Origin of the sequence: Allomuricauda sp. ARW1Y1, from assembly GCF_013407935.1 — a bacterium.
In the GTDB taxonomy this organism is placed as follows: domain Bacteria; phylum Bacteroidota; class Bacteroidia; order Flavobacteriales; family Flavobacteriaceae; genus Flagellimonas.
On record NZ_JACBZU010000002.1, the window covers coordinates 642,433 to 661,024 of the forward strand.

Sequence of the window (18,592 nt, forward strand, 5' to 3'; positions counted from 1 at the left end):
AACATTAATCAGGGTTTTTAAGTTCCTGGACACCTGCTTTTCTGTAGAATTCCGGTAATGGCACTGTTCTACCAATCTTGCAGTTAAATACTCTCTCTTGATTGTTTCCAAGTAGTCTGGCTTTTTCTGAATCAAGTTTTTGCTTTTGAACGGCGAAGCCTTCGATGATAACTTTTTTGTCTTTTGGTGACATTTTGCCATTAAGCGTGGCTTCGATTTGCTGGCACAATGTGTGGATGTCCCTTTCAACATGTTCTATTGTCCTTATCATTATTGAATTATTTTGGCGTCAATGGCCTTTATCACCATTTCGGTTTTGTTAAAGACATTGAAAATTTCAAAGAGCCTCTTTTTATGGTTGTTCAGTGTGGGAGCTTTAATCCCCAAGTTCATTGAGACATTGTAATCATCATGACCTTTCCTGTATGCCAACAGGACTTGAAGCAACCTTCCTTTTATTACCTGGCCATCGTATTGTATTTGCTTGCTTTTCCAGTTCATGCAGTTACACCCCGAAATACCACATATGAAATTGTCGCTCCCGTTTAGCATTCCAGTTTTAGTTACATCAGGATTATGGTCAAGTGTTCCGTAAAGGCAGTAGGTATACCTTTCGAGGGCATCATTAACGGGCATATGGGCAAGGTCTTTTCTTGCTACTTCATCGTTCATTAGCTGTTCTAAAAGCCGTGACCTAACCCGTGATCCAATTTCCCTAAATGGAAGGGTCTTTCCATTGTGCATAAAGAATACTTTCATGTTTCTTCTGTCACCGAAAAACTCGGTACCATTATCCCCGGGTATAATTCCCGCTGGAATTTTGTGAATGACTTTACTGAAGTCTTTTTTTTCTGTAGTTTTGATCATCTCTAAAAAATTGGTTAATAAATCATTTCCCGGAGTGGCTGCTCCGGGTTTTTATTTTAAAATGGCCTCTCTTATTGCCATTTCCTTTCTTCTTTTTTCTTTGGTTAAAGCAACTAGCTCAATAATTGCATTCTCTAGAATCTCATTTTCCCTATCGGTACTCATGATGTTATAAATGTCTTGTCTTGAATATGGTTCACCGCTATCTCGAAAAATTTCATTATCAAGTAGGTGGTCCAAAATCTTTTTGGCGTAGTTTCTACCAAGTATTTGTTTTATGGTATCGGCCTCTTGCTGGGTTATCATAGAAATCTATTGTTTTTAAAAAGGGGGAACTACCTTATATTTGTTTCACAGATATTTCACATATATTTCACGAATGTATCATTAAATATTGACATCGTCAAATTTTATTGATATAAAAATTAGAGTATGTCAATTTTCCTTGAAAGAATTAGGGCTTTTGCCGAGAAGAAAAAAATCAGTCTCAGGCAGCTAAGCATGAGTGTAGGATTATCCGGAGCCTACTTGAGCAATTCGCTTAAACAAGGTTCCGCACCATCCGTTGACATAATATCAAAAATTATTGATGAATACCCTGATTTAAATCCGTATTGGTTGTTGACCGGCAAAGGAGATATGATTACCGATTTGAAAGAAGAGGACAGAAATGAGGATAATCAATGGCAAAATCAATCAATTGATGAGATTATTGATAATAAAATTGACATAAGATTAAAGGGGCTTAGTGGAATAATTAGGGAGTTGATAATAAACGAAATGGAAGACGAGCTCGAAAGAGCAAAAAAAGATGTTGAGAACACCAATGGGGACCATATCAAATAGAGGTCTTTTTCTCCAAAAGATTGAACAATGTTCTCATCTCCTCCTCTGATAGCTCCGGAGCCGAAATATCCGCCTTGATGTTCTCAAGCCTTAACTGAAGTTCTTTGATATAATGCTCCCTGGTGAATTTGTTCCGATTTTTTTTTAAGTCTCGGAATTCCTGAAATTGTTTTAAGGTATTCTTAGTTAACATCAGTTTTTTTCGTTGCGTACATCCTGTATTTCCTTTTCAAGCTGTTCCTTTAAATCTAACCCATAAGCATATGGTCTCATTTTTTTGGCCATTGCCAATAGAACAACTAAAACAGGTATAACTATGGGTATTGAATACCAGAAGTCAAATTCATCAATATATTCGATACTGGTATTTACCAGACCAGCCATTTGAAATACCAACATACTGATAGGAATCAATATGGCATACTTCCACCAATGATGGCAAGTTAGAAACCAAAGAATAAATGCAATTAAAAAAGAGAATTTACCAAGAAAATAGTATGCGTAGTAGTTCATGTTTCCATGTGCCCCGGCCTCAATGGTAAAACCGAGGATATTGAAACCTGTCGTATCGGTGGATATCAGACGGTATGCGTAAAAGATAAAAGGAACGGCCGATAATATCAGAAAAGCGGCCGTCCCATGTAGTAATTTTTTTCTCCTATCCATTTGGCGGTGGAGGGGTTCCTTTGTCGACACCGTTGATAGGCGGTTCTTTCCCTTTCTCAATTGCTTTGTAATTTTTTTCAACATCTGATGTACTTTCCGTTGTACAAGAGTTCATTGCTAAAACTAGGATCAAAAATCCAATTGCAAAAAAAGCTTTTTTCATCTCTACTGATTTTTAAGATTAATAATCTCAAAAGTAAAATGTAAGAAAGCTCATTTAGCCAAAACCACAACTTCTTATAAACTAGGTTATTAACGAAAAAAGTTTTTTTATAAAGATTCTTTAGGGGAGCACACAATATATAGGATTTTGATTTAAAATAATTGTAGGAAATCCTTAAAAATTCTGGGGTTTTTCCCCAATTGTAAAAATGAAAGAAAACATAAAATATCGGGTCGTTACACTAATACAAATCCTTGCTCTTAAAAGAGGCAGATCTTTGTCGATTAGAAGCTTTTGTCTGGAACACGAAATAAATTACAAATCGCTCCACAATGCATTTAAAGCGGACTCCATGGGTATAGGGCTTGTTGACAAGTTTAAATCCGCTGTACCTGAGCTTAACATGAATTGGTTTCTTTATGGCGAGGGAAAAGCGTTGATTGACCCAGAAACTACCCAGTAAAATTATAATCATTTGAAGAACAGCTTAATATAAAATAATCATGATCCTGCCGCGGTCACGAATACATAGTTCAAATAAGGAAAAACGCCAAGCTTGCTTGAGCGTTTTTTTGTTTGGACTATTTTCAAAGCGGAGCTTTGTCAGGAAAGGCGAAGCAAATCCTGCCGCGGTCACAGGGCAGCAATGCCAAAACAACGAAACTTGCAAATCATAGGGGTACCCTCCAAAATATGGGAAATTGGACTTAATACTTTCTTTTATTTCATTGTAACTAAAATTAGATTCTTCATCCTATTCCTTTACTTCAACTTAAATCTGTGCTCCACAAATACTGAATTAATACTGACTAACAACTTTTTAAGATCACTATTTATCCGTTAGGTCTATATGGGAATCAAGCACAAACAACGCAATTTGGCTCATCAATATTTAAGACTGCCCATTTTAATACATGTATAACATTTTGCGGTAATACCCCTTGAAAAAATTGCAGATAGCCAATAATTAATGTGAAAATTAAAAACAATGTTTAACTTGCCCATCTGCCAAAGCTGGCAGATGATATAACCTGAAGGTTGGCGACAATTCGAGACCGCTTTAATCATCTCGGCGGTCCAAATTAATGAGCACTACACAGTCCATAGCAGTCCTGCCTTTTGTCAATATGAGCAATGATATTGACAATGAGTACTTCTGCGATGGAATCACAGAGGAAATTATAAATGCACTGACAAAAATCGACCAGCTTAAAGTTATTGCAAGAACTTCTTCCTTTGCCTTTAAGGGAAAAAACATCGATGTTAGGGAAGTTGGCAAACAACTGGGCGTGCATACGATTCTTGAAGGAAGTATTAAAAAGTCCCAAGAAAGAGTCAGAATCACGGCACAATTAATTGATGTAGCGGACGGAACGCATTATTGGTCGAAAAGGTTCGACAGGGAATTGATCGACATTTTCGAACTAGAAGATGAAATCAGTCTGGGCATTGCTGAAGAAGTCCGCAACAACTTTGGGCATTTTGAAATTCAGGAGCGGTTGATCCAAGAACCTACCAACAGCATTGATGCCTACCAACTTTTTTTAAAAGGCCGTTCCTTACAATTAAAATGGACCCCTCAAAGTATCAACGAAGCGATATCTTATTACGACCAAGCCATTGCTTTGGATAAAAATTACGCCAAGGCGTACTATGCAAACCTACAATGCTATGGCCTACTGGCCATGTGGGGTTATATTCCATATCAAAAAGGGATAAACCTAGCGATAAGCAATTTATTGATAGCCAAGGAACTGGATGCCTCGTTACCTGAATATCCATTGTCATTTGTTGGCAAATTCTTTTGGGAAGAATGGGATTTTAAAAATGCCTATGTTCATATCAATAAGGTACTGGAAATCAATCCGAATCATATCGATGGTTTGGAAGCCATGGCAGAACTGTTCATGGCACTTGGTTTTTTTGACCAAGCACTGGTACACGCAAACAAGCTATTGGAAGTAGACCCCCTTTCGGCAAACAACCATTATACCTTGGCCCATATATACTATTACCAAAATGAATTTGAGAAGGCATTGGAAGTGGTCAATTACGCGCTTACCCTGAATCCCGAACTAGAATTAGCGCATCATTTAAAATGTTTTTGTCTCATATGGCTCAACAAAAGAGCTGACTTTCTCGAATTTATCCGAAATACACCATTAGTTGAAGAAAAACAGCTTTTGTTTAAAATCATAAATGAAAAGCATACGGAAGTTCCCCACGAGATGATTGAACATTGGGCACGACTTGGAAACGACCAAACGATGCTGGTTCCATATGATCTGTTTATTTTAAGCAGTTCAGACCTCAAAGAACAGGCCTTCCAACGCTTAAGGGAATTGATAGACCAAAGACGCGGCCAGGTCATTAATTATAGGCAAGAGCCATTTTTGCAACCATTGCAAAAAATAAAGGCTTTTAAAGACCTACATCATTCCAGTTTATGCCTTTCGGATATTAAACCAGAAAAGGATGACGGAGAGAAATCAACATCAGCGGTTTTGGATAATGGTCAAATAGCCTCCTTAAAAGAAGAACTCCTTTCCTATTTTATCGAAGAAGAGCCCTATTTAAACCAAAATTTGAGTTTAAAATTTGTAGCGGAGGTCTTGGGATTAAACACCAATAAAATGTCCTTTCTGATCAACAAAGCCTTTGATACCAATTTTAATGACTTTGTGAATTCCTACCGCTTAAAGCATTTTAAAACCATAGCGCTGAATCCTAAAAATGCGCACCTTACCATTCTCGGGTTGGCCTATGATAGTGGTTTTAATTCCAAGAGCGTGTTCAACACCTACTTTAAAAAAACAGAAGGAGTTACACCTAGAACTTGGATGAAATCCAATCTATCCTAAACTCCCTTAGTTCGTTTCAGATTATAATTTAGAACGATTGACTAATCAATCCGGTTAATCTTTGCACCAAAATCAATAATCAAAAAACGAACAGTCATGAACGCATCAATCAAACCACGTTACAATTCAATCTCAAAACTCCCATTACTGCTATTGCTTACGATAGCTATGCTAGTATCGTCCTGCTCCAATGATGATGATACAAGTTTACCTTCTACAGACTACAAAAGCATAAAAAACTTATTGACCGAAAGTGATTTTCAAGGGTATGCCATTGTTACGAAAAACGGAAATGACTTGGTGCGCCAAGGCTTTGGCTTGGCAAATCAAAGTAAGGACCTACCACAAAACCAAGAGCTCGCCTATCGCATCGGTTCGGTCAGCAAGACATTGACCGCAGCGGCCATAGTGGGATTAAAGCGGGATGGTCTTATTACTGGTTTTGACCAGACTTTGGATGAGTTTGACCCTGAATTTCCAAACGGGGACCAGATTACCATTGGGCACCTATTATCGCACCAATCCGGGATTCCTGAGTACCATTTAGTGGCGGAACAAGCTTTTGAAGAAGGTTTGGTTTTGGATCGAATGGATATCTACGCTCTCATTAAGGAACTGATTTTAGTAAACGGACTCAGCTTTACACCAGGCTCAAATAAGCACTATTGCAATTCCAACTATCTTATTGCCGCTCTTTTGGTGGAGCAATTGTCCGGCATTTCGTACCATCAATACATCCAACAGCATATTTTTAATCCGTTAGGCATTGCAAATTCATACAAAGGCACCGATGAAATTGATACCAACACCCACGCACAAGGGTATCTAAATGGAAGTCCCAACAGCACATATCCAATGGCCCTTGCATTTGGCGCCGGTGATTTTAGCAGTACACCAAAGGATATGGAAACCTGGACCAACGCAGTAAAAAAAGATTGGTTTACCGAAGCTGAAAAAGCAGAAATATTTGCCCAAGATGTACCTAGTGGCTATGTAGATTTTGGTATGGGATGGTTTACGACCCAAGCGGGAAACACAACAATGTACTGGCATGGTGGTGATATTAACGGCTATTGGAGTATGATCGGTTTTATACCGGCATACGATGCAACCATTGTACTCTTGAGCAATCAGCAAGATGATACAGGAGAACAACGCAATACCATTATCCAACACTTGTTAGCCAACGAGTTTAATTGAAATAACTTTAAAACGAATTGGCTATGAAACATACCAATGTATTACTTGCGGGTGCAACGGGTTATTTGGGCAGATATTTGTTGGAGGTTTTGATCGAAAAAGAAAATCAGGTCGTTGCCATTGCGCGCAATCCGGAAAAAATAAAAGCCTTCAATGAAAACTATTTAGAAATCAAACAGGCCGAGGTGACAGATCCGAAAACCTTGCGGGACATATGTAAAGGAATCGATACCGTTATATCCACGGTTGGCATAACTCGACAGAAAGATGGACTCACTTATATGGATGTAGATTATCAGGCGAATATGAATTTACTTGACGAAGCCAAAAAAGCTGGGGTCAATCACTTTGTTTATGTTTCTGCGGTCGATGGCGACACATACAGAAATTTGAAGATCTTTGAGGCCAAAGAGAAGTTTGTTGATGCTTTACGTTCCTACGGAATGAACTACACGATTGTTAGGCCCAATGGTTTTTTCTCGGATATGAACGACTTTTTACAAATGGCCAAATCGGGTCGTGTGTATGTGTTCGGTTCCGGCCATCAAAGATTCAACCCTATTCATGGTGAAGATCTAGCAAGAGCCATTGTTGATACTTTAACTGATTATAATAAAGAAATGACCATCGGGGGCCCTGATGTACTGAGCCTCAACGAAATTGGAAAACTTGCATTCACCGCTTTGAACAAACCTATAAGAATTGTTCATTTACCCGATTGGTCCCGAAAACTGACCCTGTGGGCATTAAGAACGTTCACCAGCGTCAAAACCTATGGACCTATCGAGTTCTTTTTAACTTTAATGGCAAAGGACCATATCACACCAACTTATGGGGAACATCGCTTAAAAGAGTATTACATAATAGAAGCTAAAAAACTGCAAACTTAACTAGGACCGACCATGAGAACTTGGGAAAAAGGGATGTTAATTATTGTATTGGGTTACTGCGTTATGCATTTATCCATTCTTCTGCAAATAGTACCTCATCATATTGTATGGGGTGGTAAAATCGATTCCATCGATAAACTTTACCTATTGGAAGGATTTGCATTGGCAACAATGCTTTTTCTAGGGATGGCCCTCGCTATGAAAATCAAGATTATAAAACCTATTTTTACAGATAAGGCTATAAAAAGGATATTCATGGTTTTTGCGGTATTTTTTGTGTTAAATACCCTTGGTAACCTTCTAGCAGAAACCTTGATAGAGAAATCTCAGGCTATAATAACCTTGTTTTTTGCTATCACACTATTTAAATCATCACAACAAATCAAATCCTAATGAACATTCCAGATCCAAATACCGTTTTTCCATTAGCCAATTACAAAAACCTTTGCTTTCTAAAAAACCTGGTCAACAATCCCAACATTATTGTAGGGGACTATACCTATTACGATGATTTTGAGGACGTTTCCAACTTTGAGAAAAACGTGAAATACCATTTTGATTTTATTGGGGACAAGTTGATTATCGGCAAGTTCTGCATGATTGCATCCGGCGCCACTTTCATAATGAACGGTGGAAACCATTTAACAGAAGCAACATCAGCATATCCGTTTGCCATATTTGGAGGGGCCTGGCAAGATGCCATGAAAGGGAAAAGCTACCCAACCAAAGGTGACACGGTCATCGGGAATGACGTATGGATAGGTCATGACGCAACCATAATGCCAGGGGTTCAGATAGGTCATGGGGCCATCATTGCCACCAAGGCGGTGGTGACCAAGAATGTGGAACCCTATACCATAGTTGGTGGAAATCCAGCGAAAGAAATAAAAAAGCGTTTTTCCGAGGATAGCATTGCAAGATTATTGGAAATGAAATGGTGGGATTGGGACTTGGAAAAAATCACCCAGAATGTAGCTAAGCTGACCTCCAATCCAGAAGAGTATTTTTAAGACTGAAATCGCAGTTTAAATAATTCTCCCCTTTTACAAGGCTTAACATTAAAATGTTGAGCCTTTTTTATTTCCCATTCAATTGCTCTGTGAGATCAAAAAAAAATAAGGCGCTCCCCTAGCCTAAAGAACAAAAAGGTTTCAAATCATAATTCAGTACGACCAGCCTTTCCTTTCCACATTTCTTTGCATCATCAAATTAAGTTATTGAAACATCAAAAAACGAACAATCAAACAAATATCAAAAATGAAAAAACTAGCAATCATCGGATTAACACTTGGTACCCTCGCCTCATTCGCACAGGACAACAATGATTCATTGACAAACAATGGCTCAAAATTCAAGTATCGGGTCAGTTTCCCCGCCATTATTTTGGCCAACATTGGTGAAGGAGGCGAACGGACGAATACACAGCACATTGAGCTCCATGTAAAGCAAGAATTGGATTCCAAGAATATCATAGGGGTGAAATTTGCGACGTGGAGACTGTTTCAACCCATGGGTATCCAATGGTGGGATGGCCTTTTGGACAAAATAGATTCTGAAACGGAGTTCTATCCCGGTTATCTTAGAGAAACAGGAATTGGCGTATCTTACCAACGCATGCTTTGGAAAGGATTGTTTGCCTCCGTGGAGGTCTTGCCACAATACAAAACGTATTTGGACTTGGACAACAAAAAAATAGCAAATGGATTTAAGCTCTATACCTCCTATCATCTTGGGTATCACTTTGCTTTTGGGAAAAAGAAACGAATCTTTGTTGAACCACAAATTCATTGTCAAAATTGGATGATCGACACCAATACCCCTGATGAATTCAAACGGTTGGACAACAAATGGAAAAACTATTTCCTTTTTGAACCCAACCTATATGTGGGCATTAAATTTTAAAAAAACCTACGTTATAAAACCATATCATGAGAGATTGTTTACACTTTCTTACCGTTATTTTTATCGCAGTAAACAGCTATGGACAACAACATTTGGATACGGGCATTAAACAATTGTTTGATGCCCAAATGGAAAAAACGGAAGTCAAAAATGCTTTCTTACAGGTGTACTCCAAATCTAAAGGTATCAATATTCAATTTGCCGATAGCGATGATCATATGGAAGATGCTCCAACGATGGACAATCCCATTTATACGGCCAGTATCACCAAGATGTTTACGGCCACTGCCATAGGCATCCTAAAGGATAAGGGGAAATTAAATTTTGAGGACCAAATATACCGGTACTTTCCAGAGCAATTGATGAAGAACCTGCATGTGCTAGATGGCGAAGAATATTCCAAGGACATTACCATTGCCCATTTATTGCAGCACACTTCAGGATTGCCAGACTATTTTACGGGCACCACCGTTGATGGAAGTCCAAATATAATCAATCAGCTACTGGTGGATACGGACAAATATTGGTCCCCTCAAGAAATGATTGCCTTTAGCAAAGAGAAAATGGAGCCCCATTTTGTACCCGGTCAAGGTTACCACTATACCGATACGGAGTATGTGCTTTTGGCCTTGATCATTGAAAATGTGAGCGGCACCACTTTAGATCTGTTCTTTCAACAGTACATTTTTGAACCTTTGGGTATGGATGCGTCCTATATCAATTTAAAATCGACCCCAATAAAAAAACAATTACCAATGGCCAAGTTTTATGCCGGCGATATTGCGTTATCGTCCATTCAAAGTCTGAGTGCCGACTGGGGCGGTGGTGGTTTGGTATCCACAACACAAGATCTCATACAATTTCTAGTAGGCTTCCAAGAAGATAAAATCATAAAAAAAGAAACCCGTTTGACAATGCAACATTGGACGCATGAAACCAAAGGAATGGAATATGGTTTTGGGATACGAAAAGTATCTTTCAATAATCTTTTTGATACGGATACACACCTAGAGGTTATCGGGCACACCGGCAGTACAGCATCCTTTTTATGGTACTGTCCACAATTGGATACGTATATTGCAGGTACTTTAAATCAATTGGAAGCTTCCAAAAGCACATTGAACTGGGTATTTGAGATCCTTTCATTGATCGATCAACACTAATCAGATGAATGTCGCCCAAAAAGTACTAATCTATTTTTTTATGTATGTGCTGGCATCGCTGGCCAATACATTATTTGCCCAATCAAAGGAAGATATTGACTGGAAAAAGGACCTTTCAATATATAAGTCTTCGTTGGAAGAAAAACATATTAACCTGTACCATTCGATTACGGAAGAAGAATTCGCAAAGGATTGGAACCGTATATATGATAGTGTAGCAGTCTTGAATGATTTCGATATCACGGTAAGATTAATGCGTTTAACACGACGTATAAATGATGGCCATACGGCTGTATCCTTAAGGAATGTCCCCTTACATCGATTTCTTTTCGAAGTGGAATATATTGACAATCATTGGAGGGTGGTCAAAGCCAGTAAAGTGTATGAGGACCTATTGAAGCTTACCTTGGCAGGGATTGATGGTGTTCCCATCGAAAAGATTGCGAGCAAAGTCGCCAAGACAGCACAATTTGTGGAAAACGAATACTCACAAGTCATCAGAACAGGAAGTTATATGAACATCAGTGAGTTGCTCTTCGCACTTGGCATTATCCAAAACCAGCAAAAGGCAGTCTTCACATTTGTAGACCCAAATAATAAGGAAGTAAAATTAACCTTGGAAGCTTTAGATGAAGCGGTTTACAACAAAACAACGGATTTTGTTCATGTAAGCGGTGGAGTGCCAGAAATCACAAAACCAAAAAACGCCAAATTTCCCTATTTATGGTACGTGCCCATTGAAGGCACCAAGGCGGTCTATATCAATTTTGAAAGCTATCCAACCTTTGAGGAAATGCAAGGCTTTGGGGAAGAACTGATGGGCTATATTTCGGCGAACCAGATAAAACAAGTGGTGATAGATATGCGCCACAATGGTGGCGGCGACCTGTATGTCGGGGTGATATTGGCCTATGCCCTGAACCTTGCGGATTCCATAGACTGGGAAAACGGGGTATTTGTATTGACAAGTAATCGAACTTTTTCCGCAGGAACGAGCAATGCGGCTCTGTTCAAACAATTATTGAATGCAAAAATTGTGGGCCAGCCTACAGGTTCCAATCCAAATGGATACCAAGACATGGACAGTTTTATGCTTCCTGGCTCCAAATTGACCATCACCTATTCGAAAAGGCTTTTTCGTTTATCAAATCAAGAAAATACCGCTCTACAACCAGATATGATCATCAATCAACAAGAGCAACATTTCTTGGAGGGAACCGATACGGTTTTAAAACAATTGATTGAACGGTTGTAACGGCATGGCAAACGGTATTTGTACCAAGTGAAACCATCCTACAACCAATCTTTGTCAACAGCATTTTTCTTCAAGCATCAGGTTATAAGCATTTTATAATAGAGATTATTTCTTTAAATTCAACTAATCCGAATATGGAAGTCATTAATTTATAAAGAATCACATCATCAAATTCTCAAGAATATATCCAGGTATATTGACGCTAAGGACGTGGAACCATCCTGCCGCGGTCACGAATATGGGTTCAACCCCATCTGCTAATAGGTCAGCGTATTATACCCTCTTGCCTGCAACTGTAACATTCGAATGGAAGCTGTTTCCACGGGAATCAGGCCCGGAATAAGTTCGTCCGCGCTAACACCTAATTTCGACATGGCAACGCTACATACGCTTACCCGCACCTTATCCTTATACTTTTGATACAAGGACTCCAGTTCAGAACCTTTCTTCAGCTGCAAGACCACCTTGCCCTTTACAACAATTTCATAGTCGGTAATGGTCACACCGTTTACTTCCAATGTATCGTACATAGACAAAACACCCCTAAAATGTCGCTCTTCGGTTAAAACAAAGGCATATTGGGTCGTTTTTTGAAGGTCGGATACCACCTCGGCACTCAGTTGTTGCTGACCGGACACTTGATTCGTGGCAAAAACCAACATCAAAAGGAAAAATGAACAATGGCGTAAGTACTTCATCGGATGATATATGAATTTAGGTTATTGGCTGTCATCTTGCACCAGAATGGTCTCATACACCGAAATCGGCTTTCCGTAGCTGGTGAATCCATCCAAAACTACTTCAAATTCCCCGGAAAGGTCCGAAGTGTAGAACTCAAACTGCAGCTCCGCATCCGAAATCTCCACCTGTGGTTCCCATAAGAGAATCCGTCTGTAGTCGGGGATATGATTTTGGTCGCTTTCTTCGACGCCGTAGCGTTGTTCAAAATAATTTTTTTGCGGCTGGGCCTTTTTTATGGGCACATTGATCCCATATTCTGGGGTGTACTCTTCAAAATAATCGCCCGCAATGGTCTTGACCGACATAATCCCTTGGTAATCCTTGCCCGCCATCACAAACTGATCAGGAACGGTACTGATGGATTCAATTTTACGGGCATCAAAGTTCTTTATCTTTTCATGGTCGGGAATATATACCCCATCGATCAGCACAATGGCCGGGTAACTATTGGCCTCCTCGGTATACTTCTCAAAATCCTGTGCAATCCGGATATAATCACTGCCACTACTACTGTTCCTGTAGCCTGCTAAATTAAAGACTTCCACTAAGGTTTCCTGAAAGGTGGGGAAACGTGTATAATCGTCCAAATAAATGGTATTGGGTATTCCCCCATCAAAAGGGTCTACAGGGTCTCCCAAAAGAACGGAATCCGGTTTTGCAGAAAAGAACTGGTTTTCCAGTTGATTGTAAATACTGCGCTTTTTTATCGCTTCAATAGCACTGGATTGTAAGCGAAAATCACCAAATACAAGTCCCGAAGCATCCAGATTCGGCAAGGTACCGAAGGATACCCGAACATCCTGTGTATGATCGGTGGGCTGGATAATGGCCCTGTCCTGCTTATAGTCCTTTCTCAGATAGGTATAAAAGCTCCCCTGTGCATCGGTGGTGGCGAATTTGAGCAAGAAACCCTCACCCGGCACGGAAACCACTATTTTGGCATCGGGCAATGGGTTCCCCTGTGGGTCGGTCACCTTGCCGAACAAGAGTTCCCCGCGCTGCTCGGGCAGGAAAAGACTGTCGCCCACCTTCTTGTCCAGCTCGCCCTTCACATCAAAATAGGAACGGGCATAGGAAATGGCGTTTTCGGCCGGCCCTGTTCTGATTTCATCCTTTTTTCGAACCTTTAAGGTGTAAGTCCCATGACCCAGCTTGGCCTTGTAGTTAACCAACTGTAAACTGACTTTTGTTCGGGTGCCCACCCTTTTTTCTGACAGTTTTATCTGCACCATGGAGGAATCCACAGGTCGTGTTGTTTCTATAACGCGCCTTTCCTCTTCCAAGGAAGTGGACATCAGTTGTGACTGATCTTGTTGGTAGGGGTTGATGATGACCAGATCATCCTTGAAGACCTGTTCCAATCCGTTGTTCTTCATCCATTGGGTATACCCTAACAGTTTGTAGTTTCCCGAAGGAACATCGGTGTTGACAAAAAAGTCGCCGTGGGACAGGCCATTCTGCAACCGCACCTTTTGTTCCAGCACGTATTCCCCTTTTTGATTGACCAAGGCCACGTAGCCTGTAAAACTGATGTCACTGGCCCGGTTGTTCTGCGCATTAAAACAATAAAAAGCATAATGCAGATACTCTCCCGTAAACACGATGGGGCCTGTATGGTGCAGATAGACCTTTTCCTGCGGCAGACTTTTGAGATTATTTAATTCTTCCACACTGCCTATGACATATTGTGCCTTGACTTGAAAGGCCAAGGATGCGATAACCCAAAAAAGTATCCATTGTGTTTTCATAATCTTCGCGGTTATTCTATCCAAAAATCAGGTTCAACATTACTGCCCAACAGTGTGCAGTCACCGCATATCCGTGGAACCACCACATAATCGCTGGGACAGGACGCGAAGGGCACCAAGGCTTCATCATAGGTTGAAAAATAGCTGATGGTTCCCAGATCTACTCTTTCTATAATAGATAGCGGACATGGATTGGGCCCCGGATTTTGACTACAATAGGAAGGATGTGACTCCGGTGGGGATTGATAAACACAATTGAACGGAAATTCCGGAAGCTCATCGTCAGGGAAAAAATCTTCAAAATTAAAGAACAACCGCTGGTCCGATACCCCAACGGCACTTACATAGCCCAATACATTCTCGGTGGTCCCGTCCTTTCGGAACACATTGGCATAAATGGCCCCGGGCTGTACCTGGGAAAATATATTTTCCGATTGTGAAAAATTGTTCAGATTGGAGTAAAAGGAAAAGGCATCGGCAGATTGTACCTGCTGCTGCACCAGAATACTGTAACGTTCCGAAATGATAAAATTATCCTTTCCGATAAAACGGACCATATGTTTGGATATATCACCTCCTGGATTGCCAGCAGTACTTAACTGTATAATGGTGTTGGACGCAACGGTATTGTAGCAAACCCTATTTTCCACTTCCTTGGGTACGACCGATAGATTATAAGTAGGACTGGGCAATGCACACGGGTCATAATCCGTTAACCTGAACTCGTTAGCCGACCAAAGTGGTGATACGATTTTATAGGTTTCCTCATAAGCGTACCTGTAAAACTGGGTATCGCCTTCTCGTGGTTCACTGTCCACATAAATGGCAATGCCCTCTTCCCCGTTGTCATTGGTGGCCCTTTCCGCATATAGATTGGTCAATTCGGACCTTCCTGGAACCGTAATAGGGTCCGATGCATACTCGTTTCCATTTCGGGTTATGATCTCTAAGGTATAATCGGTCCCCAATTGCAGCGCGAAAGCTTGGTCGGACTGGTACAGGCCAGCTTCACTCTCAAAAAAATCATATGTCGTTCCATCATCGCCGAAAAGGCGCACTGTGGCCCCGCTTTCCGCATCCACGGAATCCCTAGTGCCCCTGCCAAGGGGAACATTCGGGTTGTAAATCGTATCTGTCTCCAAATCCAAGCGTTGGCTGCTCCTGCTCAGAAATACTTTTTGGTTGATGACCTCATCGGTAAGAACAGCCTCTATGACCAGAGGAGGTGCCTCCTCATCATTGCCCAAGGACTCGATCTCCAATTCGTCCACACAGGCACCCAAAAGCAACAAAGGAACCCAGCTCAACATGATTCGATATATGATCTTAGCGCGATTCATCAAAACTTGAAATTATAGGTTATGGAGGGAATGGGCATGGCAAAAATGGAGCTTTGCAGGGCCTTTACCTCCCCGTTTTCGGTCACAAAAAATACGGAATATGGATTGTTCCTGCCCAGCACGTTGTACACCTGAATGGTGATAAAACTGTGGGCCAACTTGTTCTTTTTATGGTTGCCCTCAATATTGATGCCCAGGTCCAAACGGTAGTAATCGGGTATCCTGAACGCATTCCGATCGCTGAAAGCCACAAAGTCGGCATTGTTGAACCTAAAGGTTCCCACCGGAAAGGTCACCGGACGCCCGGTCTGATAGGCAAAGTTCATCGAAACGCTGTACCTCCGGGTAAACTTATAGTTGGCGATGATGCTCAGGTCGTGGGGCTTGTCAAAATTGGACGGAAAAAACTCGCCGTCATTGATGCGCTCCTCAGGAGTACTGCCATCGAACCGATATTTGGAACGGGAGTAGGTATAACTGAGCCACCCATTGAAATCACCACGGTTTTTCCGCAACAGGAATTCGACACCGTAGGCTTTCCCCTGGCCTTGGAGCACCTCGGTCTCCACATTCTCGTTCAGCAAAAGGTCGGCTCCCGTTTTAAAGTCCAGCACGTCCTCCATACGCTTGTAATATCCCTCCAGGCTGAGTTCGTACATATTGTCGTTGAAGTTTTTGAAGAATCCCAAGGTGGCCTGATATCCCCTTTGGGGCGCTATGTTCAGGTCCGATAGTTTCCATGTATCGATGGGCGATACCGTGGTATTGTTGGACAGCGTATGTATAAACTGATAGGAATTGTTGAAGCTGGTCTTTACCGAAAAATCGTCCGTTATCAAGTACCGTGCGGAAAACCGTGCCTCTGGCCCGCCATAGGTTTCAATGAATTCTCCTGAGCCGTAGGATATCGTGTCCTGAACGGTGGACCGGTTTCGTGGGGCACCATCTTGATAGGTATTTTGAGTTCCTTCGCCCAAGGCCGCATAAAAGGCATAGCGCACCCCGACGTTGAACAACAGCCTGTCCGATGCCCGGAACTCGTCCCCAATAAATAGAGCGCCCTCCAGAGCCTGCTCCCTGTCTATGGAAACGGGGGCTATATTGGAATTCTCCCCTGATGGCCTCACATCGCCCGGCAGTGAGGAATAAAATTTTGCCGAAAGACCATAATCCAACGTATGGGCACTGTTCAATCGGGTATTCAGTTTGTACCTGAGCTCGGATTCGTTGATGGTATAGTCCAGCTCAAAGTTCCCGTTCCCTTCGCCTTCGTAGTCAATCCCAAAATTATAGCTGCTAAAGCTTCCCGTAAGTACCCCAGTGGTGTTCTGGTTGAGCTTGTGCGCCCAGCGGAGCGAGCCCAATCGGTTGCTGTAATTGTACAAGGAATCGGAAGTGATGCTGAAATTGTCACGGCTGTAGTAAGCGGTGCCCCTGATCTCGCTGTTCTCGTTGAACTTATGGTGGTATTTAACGATGCCGTCAAAGAAAGAGGCTTCGCTGTTGCTCAATGACTCTTCGTCCAAGGACCTCAATATCCAATCGGCATACACGCCCCTGCCTCCTATCACCAGGGAAGAGACGTCCTTTTTCAATGGAATCTCCAGGGCTAGGTTTCCGGTCACGGGCCCAATGGAGCCCTCCCCTGATATTTTTTCGGTATTCCCGTTCTTGGTCTCGATATCCAGCACGGAGGAAAGCCTTCCCCCGAACTCCATGGGCGCGGCGCCCTTGTAGATGTTCACCTTTTCGGTGGTGAACGGATTGAGTGCCTGAAAAATGCCAAAAAAATGGGTGGGGTTGTACAGCACCGCATCGTCCAGCAGCACTAGGTTCTGATCGGTCTTGCCCCCTCTTACGTTCAGGCCCGTGGCCCCCTCGCCTGCCGATGATATGCCGGGAAGTGCCTTGGCCACTTCCAAAATGTTTCTTTCCCCGAGCACCAACGGAATGTCCTTGGCTTCTTCGGAGTTGATTTCCTCGCTGCCCGAAATGGCATCCTCCACGTTGCTCACCGCATCGGCCTCCACCACCACCTCTTCCAACTGTTCCAAACTTTCCTGTAGCACAAAATCCAAGGTGCCATCGTTGTACATGATCACCTCGCGCTCCGAATCCTGGATTCCCATCGCACTGGTGGAGACCAGATTGTATCCTGCGGGAAGTTCCAGTTCATAGGCCCCACGTTCATCGGTCACGGCCACTCGTCCGCCGCTCCTTATGGCAAGGTCCGGGATGGGCGCACCATTTTCCGCATTGAGCACACGGCCCGATAAGCGGTAGCTCGACCTCAGGTCCCGTTCGTCAGCACGCCCCACACGGGCAACGGGCAATTGTTGTTGCCGTTGTACAACTTCATCCTGAAAAAAGGTCGGGGGCGGAAGGTTGCCCCGGGTCTCGGCGGTCTGGGACTGTAAAATGGTATCGCTCTGTTGATAGAAACTTAGGGGCAGTTCATCATAAATGATGGTATTCTGCAACAGGAACACCCGTTTTTCTTCTTCCAAGATGTAATAGTTCAATGATGTATCGGATAAAAGGGTGTCCAAAATCTCGGATAGGGAAGCGTTGGGGATATTTTCCGGCAGTTCCAACCCATCGATCCAATCTTGGAGATAGAAAAAGGTATATCCTGATTTTTCCTGTAATTCTTGGAAGAATTCCTGAGGGTTTTGTGTTTCCTGCGAAACACTGATCTCCGTGTTTTGGGAAAACATCGATTGCACCATCAAGAAAATGGCAAACCAACTTCCCTTTTTAAAAAAAGAGTACAATTTGATACGAAGTCCCAAAGAATTATCGAATTAGCTTTGATGAATTTAAAAATAAATCAATAAGTTGTTTAATTTAGTTTAGAAAAAATTGAGGATTTCTTTAAAAAATTGAATTTTCACACCTTTTGGACCAAATAATTTAGAAGTTTATCAAATAGCGCTACTGCATATAGCAC

Annotated in this window: 19 protein-coding genes; 9 read left to right on the forward strand and 10 right to left on the reverse strand. The window is 41.8% G+C overall.

All coding sequences use genetic code 11. The features are described from left to right. Positions 1 to 4 precede the first annotated feature (4 nt). Genes GGE08_RS07770 through GGE08_RS07780 form a run of 3 tightly spaced genes read right to left on the reverse strand, consistent with a single transcriptional unit; the run spans position 5 to position 1,173 of the window. Positions 5 to 271, reverse strand: coding sequence for a hypothetical protein (locus GGE08_RS07770; RefSeq protein WP_179384329.1), 267 nt, complete (start codon positions 269 to 271; stop codon positions 5 to 7). Further along, entirely contained in the window at positions 271 to 867 is a 597-nt protein-coding gene (locus GGE08_RS07775) for a helix-turn-helix transcriptional regulator (protein WP_179384330.1), read from the reverse strand. Before GGE08_RS07775 ends, GGE08_RS07770 begins: the two co-directional genes overlap by 1 nt. A gap of 51 nt (positions 868 to 918) precedes the next feature. Next, the gene (locus tag GGE08_RS07780; protein WP_179384331.1) at positions 919 to 1,173 is read right to left on the reverse strand and encodes a hypothetical protein; all 255 of its coding nucleotides are present in this window, start codon (positions 1,171 to 1,173) and stop codon (positions 919 to 921) included. A 126-nt stretch (positions 1,174 to 1,299) separates the two neighbouring features. On the opposite strand from GGE08_RS07780, the gene GGE08_RS07785 reads away from it, so the two are divergent. Next, positions 1,300 to 1,713, forward strand: coding sequence for a helix-turn-helix domain-containing protein (locus GGE08_RS07785; protein WP_179384332.1), 414 nt, complete (start codon positions 1,300 to 1,302; stop codon positions 1,711 to 1,713). On the opposite strand, the gene GGE08_RS07790 is transcribed toward GGE08_RS07785, so the two are convergent. The 3 genes from GGE08_RS07790 to GGE08_RS07800 are packed head-to-tail and all read right to left on the reverse strand — an operon-like array spanning position 1,706 to position 2,542. Continuing rightward, complete coding sequence (locus GGE08_RS07790) at positions 1,706 to 1,906, reverse strand: hypothetical protein (RefSeq protein WP_179384333.1); 201 nt, start codon at positions 1,904 to 1,906, stop codon at positions 1,706 to 1,708. The genes GGE08_RS07785 and GGE08_RS07790 overlap by 8 nt on opposite strands. Next, entirely contained in the window at positions 1,906 to 2,379 is a 474-nt protein-coding gene (locus tag GGE08_RS07795) for a hypothetical protein (protein ID WP_179384334.1), read from the reverse strand. The genes GGE08_RS07790 and GGE08_RS07795 overlap by 1 nt, the downstream gene beginning before the upstream one ends. Beyond that, a complete protein-coding gene (locus GGE08_RS07800) occupies positions 2,372 to 2,542 on the reverse strand; it encodes a hypothetical protein (RefSeq protein WP_179384335.1) in 171 nt (56 codons plus the stop codon). The genes GGE08_RS07795 and GGE08_RS07800 overlap by 8 nt, the downstream gene beginning before the upstream one ends. 1,085 nt (positions 2,543 to 3,627) lie before the next feature. On the opposite strand from GGE08_RS07800, the gene GGE08_RS07805 reads away from it, so the two are divergent. From GGE08_RS07805 to GGE08_RS07840, 8 genes are all read left to right on the forward strand, one after another. Continuing rightward, positions 3,628 to 5,403 carry a tetratricopeptide repeat protein gene (locus GGE08_RS07805; protein WP_179384336.1) on the forward strand — a complete coding sequence of 592 codons (1,776 nt, stop codon included), beginning with the start codon at positions 3,628 to 3,630 and terminating at the stop codon, positions 5,401 to 5,403. 96 nt (positions 5,404 to 5,499) lie between these two features. Beyond that, positions 5,500 to 6,603, forward strand: a complete 1,104-nt coding sequence (locus GGE08_RS07810) for a serine hydrolase (RefSeq protein ID WP_179384337.1) — start codon at positions 5,500 to 5,502, stop codon at positions 6,601 to 6,603. A 23-nt stretch (positions 6,604 to 6,626) separates the two neighbouring features. After that, positions 6,627 to 7,493 (forward strand): SDR family oxidoreductase, encoded by an 867-nt coding sequence (locus GGE08_RS07815; RefSeq protein ID WP_179384338.1) that lies wholly within the window; start codon positions 6,627 to 6,629, stop codon positions 7,491 to 7,493. A 12-nt stretch (positions 7,494 to 7,505) separates the two neighbouring features. Next, on the forward strand, positions 7,506 to 7,886 hold the full coding sequence (locus GGE08_RS07820) for a hypothetical protein (RefSeq protein WP_179384339.1): 381 nt from the start codon (positions 7,506 to 7,508) through the stop codon (positions 7,884 to 7,886). Then, the gene (locus tag GGE08_RS07825; protein ID WP_179384340.1) at positions 7,886 to 8,503 is read left to right on the forward strand and encodes a CatB-related O-acetyltransferase; all 618 of its coding nucleotides are present in this window, start codon (positions 7,886 to 7,888) and stop codon (positions 8,501 to 8,503) included. Before GGE08_RS07820 ends, GGE08_RS07825 begins: the two co-directional genes overlap by 1 nt. A 247-nt stretch (positions 8,504 to 8,750) precedes the next feature. Further along, positions 8,751 to 9,395 (forward strand): hypothetical protein, encoded by a 645-nt coding sequence (locus GGE08_RS07830; protein WP_179384341.1) that lies wholly within the window; start codon positions 8,751 to 8,753, stop codon positions 9,393 to 9,395. Positions 9,396 to 9,421: 26 nt separating this feature from the next. After that, the gene (locus GGE08_RS07835; RefSeq protein ID WP_179384342.1) at positions 9,422 to 10,558 is read left to right on the forward strand and encodes a serine hydrolase domain-containing protein; all 1,137 of its coding nucleotides are present in this window, start codon (positions 9,422 to 9,424) and stop codon (positions 10,556 to 10,558) included. Between the two features lie 4 nt (positions 10,559 to 10,562). Next, positions 10,563 to 11,813 (forward strand): S41 family peptidase, encoded by a 1,251-nt coding sequence (locus tag GGE08_RS07840; RefSeq protein ID WP_179384343.1) that lies wholly within the window; start codon positions 10,563 to 10,565, stop codon positions 11,811 to 11,813. A gap of 257 nt (positions 11,814 to 12,070) precedes the next feature. On the opposite strand, the gene GGE08_RS07845 is transcribed toward GGE08_RS07840, so the two are convergent. Genes GGE08_RS07845 through GGE08_RS07860 form a run of 4 tightly spaced genes read right to left on the reverse strand, consistent with a single transcriptional unit; the run spans position 12,071 to position 18,434 of the window. Then, on the reverse strand, positions 12,071 to 12,511 hold the full coding sequence (locus GGE08_RS07845) for a DsrE family protein (protein WP_179384344.1): 441 nt from the start codon (positions 12,509 to 12,511) through the stop codon (positions 12,071 to 12,073). A gap of 21 nt (positions 12,512 to 12,532) precedes the next feature. Beyond that, positions 12,533 to 14,302 (reverse strand): carboxypeptidase-like regulatory domain-containing protein, encoded by a 1,770-nt coding sequence (locus tag GGE08_RS07850; protein ID WP_179384345.1) that lies wholly within the window; start codon positions 14,300 to 14,302, stop codon positions 12,533 to 12,535. An 11-nt stretch (positions 14,303 to 14,313) separates the two neighbouring features. Then, complete coding sequence (locus GGE08_RS07855) at positions 14,314 to 15,642, reverse strand: DUF4249 domain-containing protein (RefSeq protein WP_179384346.1); 1,329 nt, start codon at positions 15,640 to 15,642, stop codon at positions 14,314 to 14,316. Continuing rightward, positions 15,642 to 18,434, reverse strand: a complete 2,793-nt coding sequence (locus tag GGE08_RS07860) for a TonB-dependent receptor (protein WP_257023972.1) — start codon at positions 18,432 to 18,434, stop codon at positions 15,642 to 15,644. Before GGE08_RS07860 ends, GGE08_RS07855 begins: the two co-directional genes overlap by 1 nt. Positions 18,435 to 18,592 lie beyond the last annotated feature (158 nt).

Bases quoted from the DNA above. Each gene is read 5' to 3' on its own strand.
- GGE08_RS07770 (WP_179384329.1), bottom strand. From the start codon at position 271: ATGATAAGGACAATAGAACATGTTGAAAGGGACATCCACACATTGTGC.
- GGE08_RS07775 (WP_179384330.1), bottom strand. From the start codon at position 867: ATGATCAAAACTACAGAAAAAAAAGACTTCAGTAAAGTCATTCACAAA.
- GGE08_RS07780 (WP_179384331.1), bottom strand. From the start codon at position 1,173: ATGATAACCCAGCAAGAGGCCGATACCATAAAACAAATACTTGGTAGA.
- GGE08_RS07785 (WP_179384332.1), top strand. From the start codon at position 1,300: ATGTCAATTTTCCTTGAAAGAATTAGGGCTTTTGCCGAGAAGAAAAAA.
- GGE08_RS07790 (WP_179384333.1), bottom strand. From the start codon at position 1,906: ATGTTAACTAAGAATACCTTAAAACAATTTCAGGAATTCCGAGACTTA.
- GGE08_RS07795 (WP_179384334.1), bottom strand. From the start codon at position 2,379: ATGGATAGGAGAAAAAAATTACTACATGGGACGGCCGCTTTTCTGATA.
- GGE08_RS07800 (WP_179384335.1), bottom strand. From the start codon at position 2,542: ATGAAAAAAGCTTTTTTTGCAATTGGATTTTTGATCCTAGTTTTAGCA.
- GGE08_RS07805 (WP_179384336.1), top strand. From the start codon at position 3,628: ATGAGCACTACACAGTCCATAGCAGTCCTGCCTTTTGTCAATATGAGC.
- GGE08_RS07810 (WP_179384337.1), top strand. From the start codon at position 5,500: ATGAACGCATCAATCAAACCACGTTACAATTCAATCTCAAAACTCCCA.
- GGE08_RS07815 (WP_179384338.1), top strand. From the start codon at position 6,627: ATGAAACATACCAATGTATTACTTGCGGGTGCAACGGGTTATTTGGGC.
- GGE08_RS07820 (WP_179384339.1), top strand. From the start codon at position 7,506: ATGAGAACTTGGGAAAAAGGGATGTTAATTATTGTATTGGGTTACTGC.
- GGE08_RS07825 (WP_179384340.1), top strand. From the start codon at position 7,886: ATGAACATTCCAGATCCAAATACCGTTTTTCCATTAGCCAATTACAAA.
- GGE08_RS07830 (WP_179384341.1), top strand. From the start codon at position 8,751: ATGAAAAAACTAGCAATCATCGGATTAACACTTGGTACCCTCGCCTCA.
- GGE08_RS07835 (WP_179384342.1), top strand. From the start codon at position 9,422: ATGAGAGATTGTTTACACTTTCTTACCGTTATTTTTATCGCAGTAAAC.
- GGE08_RS07840 (WP_179384343.1), top strand. From the start codon at position 10,563: ATGAATGTCGCCCAAAAAGTACTAATCTATTTTTTTATGTATGTGCTG.
- GGE08_RS07845 (WP_179384344.1), bottom strand. From the start codon at position 12,511: ATGAAGTACTTACGCCATTGTTCATTTTTCCTTTTGATGTTGGTTTTT.
- GGE08_RS07850 (WP_179384345.1), bottom strand. From the start codon at position 14,302: ATGAAAACACAATGGATACTTTTTTGGGTTATCGCATCCTTGGCCTTT.
- GGE08_RS07855 (WP_179384346.1), bottom strand. From the start codon at position 15,642: ATGAATCGCGCTAAGATCATATATCGAATCATGTTGAGCTGGGTTCCT.